Origin of the sequence: Edaphobacter sp. (genome assembly GCF_035532915.1) — a bacterium.
In the GTDB taxonomy this organism is placed as follows: domain Bacteria; phylum Acidobacteriota; class Terriglobia; order Terriglobales; family Acidobacteriaceae; genus Edaphobacter.
The window spans coordinates 1-5,966 of sequence record NZ_DATKQC010000333.1 but is presented as its reverse complement, the minus strand read 5'-3'; the positions used below and the strand labels follow the sequence as shown (position 1 = coordinate 5,966).

General features: G+C 55.2%; 4 protein-coding genes. 1 reads left to right on the top strand and 3 read right to left on the bottom strand.

Annotated elements, in window-relative coordinates:
- Window positions 1-197: 197 nt before the first annotated feature.
- Window positions 198-2,705 carry a hypothetical protein gene (locus VMU57_RS16005; protein ID WP_325385193.1) on the top strand — a complete coding sequence of 836 codons (2,508 nt, stop codon included), beginning with the start codon at window positions 198-200 and terminating at the stop codon, window positions 2,703-2,705.
- Window positions 2,706-2,730: 25 nt separating this feature from the next.
- Here VMU57_RS16005 and VMU57_RS16000 read toward each other — a convergent pair whose 3' ends face one another.
- The 3 genes from VMU57_RS16000 to VMU57_RS15990 form a co-directional block, all read right to left on the bottom strand.
- Window positions 2,731-4,107 (bottom strand): IS1380 family transposase, encoded by a 1,377-nt coding sequence (locus tag VMU57_RS16000; RefSeq protein ID WP_325385191.1) that lies wholly within the window; start codon window positions 4,105-4,107, stop codon window positions 2,731-2,733.
- Window positions 4,108-4,298: 191 nt separating this feature from the next.
- Window positions 4,299-4,436, bottom strand: a complete 138-nt coding sequence (locus tag VMU57_RS15995; protein WP_325385189.1) for a hypothetical protein — start codon at window positions 4,434-4,436, stop codon at window positions 4,299-4,301.
- 72 nt (window positions 4,437-4,508) lie between these two features.
- Window positions 4,509-5,966 (bottom strand): asparagine synthase C-terminal domain-containing protein (locus tag VMU57_RS15990; protein WP_325385187.1); only part of this gene is annotated, 1,458 nt, incomplete at its 5' end.

Below are 5,966 nucleotides of genomic sequence, written 5' to 3'. Positions count from 1 at the left end.
TATATAGAGCCTCTCTACGGCAACCCGCAGTTTGGTCAGGCTACTCAAACGCTGAATGAGAGTCTTGGCAATCTGAGCCCTCTTTACCAGCAGGGCGGCCCACGCTCCATGCAGATGTCCTTGAAGCTTCAATTCTGATCTGCATTGAGTGATCTTCCTTCACTACCTACCCTCCCTCATACTATTCGGAGTCTTTAATGATCAGCTGCAGCGGCCGCATCGTTGCATTGTTCATGGTGGCTGCCATCTTTGCTCGATCTCATTCTCTGTTTGCGGAACCAAAGCATCCGTTTACAGTCGAGGAATCGATTAAGATGACGTTGTTCAGCGATCCATACACTCGCCTTCGAGATGCGAAATGTAAAGAATCACCAGATGGCCAATACTTCCTGGTGGTTACTACAAGAGGAAGTCTCCGCACGAATCAGTTGGTATCCAGCTTGTGGGTTTATTCGGCAGTCGATGTCGACAGCTATCTCCATAAGCATGAGGGTCATAAACCAAAGGCCCTTATGTTATTCCAGCGCGCGGGGTTTGCTGTCGCACAGGAGTTCAATTCCTATGGTTCACTCATCACTGATGCCCGGTGGTCGAGAGATTCCAAGTCAATCTTGTTCCTCGTTGAGCAGCCGGATGGTCATCGCCACCTCTGCCGTGTTTATCTAAGCGACAGGCGGTTTATCGATCTGACTCCTGGCAACTCGGATATCGAGCAGTTCAGTGAGGCGGGAGGAACGATTGCGTGGGTTGCTGTTGAGCATGAGCCGATACCAAAGCTGATTGGCGACCCAATAAACCAGGCATCTTCGGATCTGACCGGCCTATCGTTGTTTCATATCCTTTTCCCCACTACGTTTCCCGATCCCGCATCCTTTTGGCCGGCTCTCGATCTTTGGGTTCGCTACAAAGGAGTCAATCGACAGGTAAACGCAGGAGGGGAATGGCACTTTCCAAGAGCAGCCACTGCGCTGCGAATTGCAGTATCCCCCGACGGGAGATCGCTGATTGCAGCCCGGGCCGTGCAATCGATTCCGACAGAGTGGTTAAAGTACAAGACAGCATCCGCCGCTTTCAGCCTTTTGGCATCACATACCGGAACGGACCGATCCGGAAGGAGCGTCAATTGGCCGTGGCAATATATCTACGTTAATCTCGACAGAATGACCGTGGCTCCGCTTGTGGATGCCCCCTCAGGTATCGACACTGGCTATATCGATGCGCCGCAGGCAGTGTGGTCGCCAGACGATCGCTTTGTATTGTTCACAAACAGCTATCTTCCTCTCTCAAAGGGGAGCGGTCGGCTGCAACTTTTAGACGCCGCGGCGTGTGCGGCTGCCATCTATGACACCGCTGATCATGTTGCTACCTGTGTCGTCGGTGCGCGGTTCCCCGCGCAGAATGAGTGGCTGACATCAGCGCGCTTCGGCGCAACGTCCAACGAAGTTATTCTGCAGTGGTCTGGCGAAGGCACAACCGAGACAGACACATACGCGCGGAGCGTGCAGGGATGGAATTTAGAGCCGCAGAAGGCGAGCGCAGACGAATCGCAGCCAGTGATCTGTCTCTTCATTAAGCAGGGTCTCAATGAGCCACCCACCCTTTGGGCAGCCGGACACAGAGCGGACGTGGCTAAGGAGCTTTGGAATCCGAATCCGCAATTGGCTTCTTTGCAACTTGGGAAAGCCTCAGTTTACATGTGGAAGGACAGCACCGGGTACCAGTGGCACGCAGGCTTGGTGCTACCGCCGAATTATGTCAAAGGTCACCGTTATCCGCTCGTGATCCAAACCCATGGATTCTACAATGAGCACGAATTTCTCGTGGACGGATCATATACGACGGGCTTTGCCGCTCGCGCATTGGCCGCTTCGGGAATCATCGTACTGCAAATGGAGGATCGGGCGGATCGGCACGTCCGCCCCGCACAGCAAGAAGCGCATCTCGCCGTTGATGGATTCAAGTCCGCTATAGATCGCCTCGATAAAGATGGATTGATCGATCGATCGCATGTCGGGATCATCGGATTTAGCCGAACAGCCTGGTATGTTGAAGAGGCTCTGATCCATGATCCCCACCTCTTTCGCGCAGCCACCCTCATCGATGGGATCGACCAAAGCTATATGACATATATGCTCTTCGCTCCAGACAATCCCGAGGCTGCTGTTGAACAGGAAACGGCAAATGGCGGGAAACCATTCGGAGCGGGACTTGAGAGCTGGGTGAGGAATGCACCAGGGTTTAATCTCGATAAAGTCCAAGTGCCCATCCGCATCGAAGCCCTGGGAAGGATCTCTGTCCTTGGAGAATGGGAGGTGTACTCTTCTCTGTACCTTCAAGGAAAGCCCGTTGACCTTATATATATTCCGAACGGGCAACATATTTTGCAAAATCCGCAGGAACGCTATGCCTCTCAACAAGGGAACGTCGACTGGTTCCGATTCTGGCTGCAGGGGTACGAAGACCCCGACCCGACCAAGCGGGTACAGTACCGTCATTGGGAGTCGTGGAGAAACCTAGCCTGCATTATTCGTGAACGTCCCGCGAGCGGAGATTTTGCGCGGTACAAGATCGCCGGGGAGGATGCTGGCAGTGTGAAGTTGCGGTGTGGGACATGGGGCAGGCTTTGCAGGCACATACCATCAGGGCTGCGGCGATTTTCGGCCGTGGCTTTCCCTTGTGCTTGGTTGGGTCAGGCGGAAATGTGAACTCTTCAGGGGAGCGAAGCTCGTTCTACCCTGGCGAAGCTTCCAGTTCCATCGCCATGTGCCGGAAGGTCGTCAGGAACGGGAACGATTGCGGCAGGTGTATGACCATGCGCCGCGCAGAGGCAACGACCCTCGCACCCAGTTTCAGGAAGCGTTCCCGCAGTGTCCAGACCTGCGCTCTTGCGCAATTGGTGCCCGCCGCAGACAGGCGTAACTCTTGCATCAGCACATAGGCCGCGGCGGTCAGCAGCACGCGGAACTGGTTGGCCCAAAAGCGGCTGCAACTGGTGCGGTCGATTTCCATGGCGTGCAACTCTTTAATCCGGTTCTCTATTTCGCCGCGCTGACAGTAGACTTCTTCGTAGAGCCATTGCGGAGTCTGCTTCATATTCGTAATCACGAAACGCGGGTTATCCTTGGGCGCTTTCTCTTCGGCGCGCACCACCTCGGCTTTGATGATGATGCGGCGTTCTTGCTTCCAAGTGCCCGCCGCATAGTGGGCTTCGGCGTAGACGTGCTCGGTCCGATCGGTGAGTCCCGCAAGCACGCGAGCAACCTGCATGGCCTCTTCCGCTTTGCGATTCAACACCGCGTTGCTGGGCATCGCCACCATATATTCGATGCTGGCCTCAGTATCCAAGAACGCCAGCAGTTCGGGATTTGCAAAGCCCCCGTCGAGACGGACGCGGATGCGCGCCTTGGGAAATGAGCCGCGAATCAAGGCCATCAACCGGCGCAGAATCCCCACCGCTCCGGCCGCCGCCGTCACATTGCCGGGACGCAACACAGCGGCGCACAGATACTGTTCTGCCTCGTCGTTGAAGGTGACAAAGCCCATCATCGGCAGATAACACGCGTTGTCGTAATGGCTGTTGAAGAACGACAACTGCTGCGCCCCATGCGTGGGATCGTCGGTCGGATCGAGGTCGATGGTGACAAGACGGGCGCGATGGTGCAACCGCCTGGCATGGCGCTCGATCACGCTCTCGGCCAGCGCTGCGCCCATGTGATAAAGCTGGCGCGGGCCGGCGGCATTTTCAAAGCGCGACAGCGTCGGCTGTGAGGCCATATCCAGTCCCGTAACCGGATCGCGGTCCAGCAGCATCTTGTGCATCGGATCGGCAGCCAATCGCGCCGAGTCGTTGGCGTCCGCATAACCGCAGCCGATGGAGAAGACGCGCTGCGCGAAAAGATCCCGCAACGGATGGTCAACCTTGCCTGCCTGCCGAGGATCGCGAAAACAGCCTGCCATACTGGCGATCAATCCGTAACGCTGCTCGGCTGCCTTCAATAGCACGGCGCCACCATCGGAACTGCCTCGCCGCTGGTCAAACTCCAGCACCACCGGCTTGGCGAAAATCTCTGGAAACAACAAACGCTCTGTCGCGGTAGAATCAGTCAAGCGAAAGCCTCTCAATGTGCCTTAAACACTGTCTCATCAACATGTTTGTAGCACAAAAAGGCTTTCGCTACTTCAGACTTCACGAATAATGCAGGCTAGACCGTTGATTGTCTGCCCCGAAACGGAGTCGAGCCATAAAACTACTTCGAGAGCTGGAGTGAAATCATTCCAGCTCCCGAGGTAGGGTGTGCCTATTCGTCGGCGCCGTATCCGGCTCCATTTGTTCGCTCCAGCGGGTTGGAGCTGTCCTGACCGGCGTTTCCTTTGCCGCCCTGGATCAGCTTCGTGGCGTTGATTGCGTTGAGTACAGCTGGTGCAGTGTATTTCATGATTCACCTCTTTGTTGCTGAATTTCCGTGTTTCGGCCACTTTCTGTTGCGCCATGGCCGCCGCGCGGATCTTTATTGCTCCTTCTCTTGGGAGCAAAAGCGTGATAAGCCGCGATTGCTCGCTTGACGCCTTATCCAGAGCTCGAGCTGAATTGCGCGCATCATGTGACCGTGACTGTCCTTATCGGAGAGTGCATTAAAGCTGGCAAGTGCTGACTGAAGAGTGAGCTCATTAATGTGCTTATGCTCCTGTAGCTGGGAGTGGGTCATCAACGAAAGCAATTGTCGCTTGCTTTCTGCGAGCGCAATCGCGGGTCCTCGAGTCACGTACGCTTTCCTTTTTCGCTCGAGTACTTCGATTGGGACGATATGTCGGAGGGCTCTGCGCATTAACAGCCGCCTGCGTCCCGGGCGTTTCAACTGATTCATTGGAACGCGGAGGAGAAAGTCCACAAGATCTCGATCGAGAAATGGGTAACGATACTCCCTCCGTGCAAGTAGTCGTTTTACTGGGCGGTAGAGTGTCTCCATAATGGACCACCATGTCAGACCGCTGTCGATTGTGCTCGGAAGAAGGCCGATCCTCTGCCCAGAGAGCCTCTGAATCTCACGACGTGCTGCTATCCGGCGTGCCGAATCCGAGAGCCAGACCGGAAAAACCAGAGCAACTCGTGACCGCCATGTGTACATCTGGACAATAAAGGCGGTGGCATCGCGTACTAGATAAAGCAGGGGAACTCTCTTCGCAAGCCCCCAGCTGAAACTTTGCCTCAGCAAGGTTCGGAATTGTAGTGACACCAAATAATCAGCGAGCTCCGGCAAAGGATCGGGTGGACCTCCGAGAAGCTCATCGCCGCCTATGCCGGACAGAACCGCGCGATATCCTTTAGGGGATACTTGGTCCTCGAGCTGCTGTTCGGCAAGAAGTGTTCTGCCGTCAGGCCCCGGCCATAGATATTGGGCGGCGGGAGGCTCGAAAGTAGAGCTTTGGGACGACACGTCAATGTGTGTCCCGATCTTGCCTCGGGCCTCTTCGACCACGGTGAAATAGGGTTTCTCGTTCCAATTGGGTTCTGAATCGTCGTAATAGGAAATTGTGTCAATGAGATCAGCGGGTGTCGCGCCCTTGGCTTTGCGATCGTAATCCGACATGCAGACAATGGAGCTTGAATCGATCCCACCGCTTAGTTCGGCGAGGACGGGAGCACCCGGTCCTGTACGCCGTTCCACAGCATGCTGAAACAGGTGGAAGAACTGCTCGTCATATTCCGCATCCGAGTCGTAGCTGAATCTGTTTCGGACCATCCATTCCCAGTGGGGCTCTCGTATAACCTGGCCCTCTCGAATGACGAAGTAATGTGCTGGCGAGACAGCGTGGATGTTCTTATATGGGGTCAGATCACCAATGGCCTGGGACGAAAGAAAGGCTGCAGCAAAGGTCTCGTCAAGGTCGTGCTCACCGGCTACAGCAAAAAAAGGCTCCAGATGAGTGGCCCAAACTAAGACTTCTCTCCTCAGCTCGTAATAAAG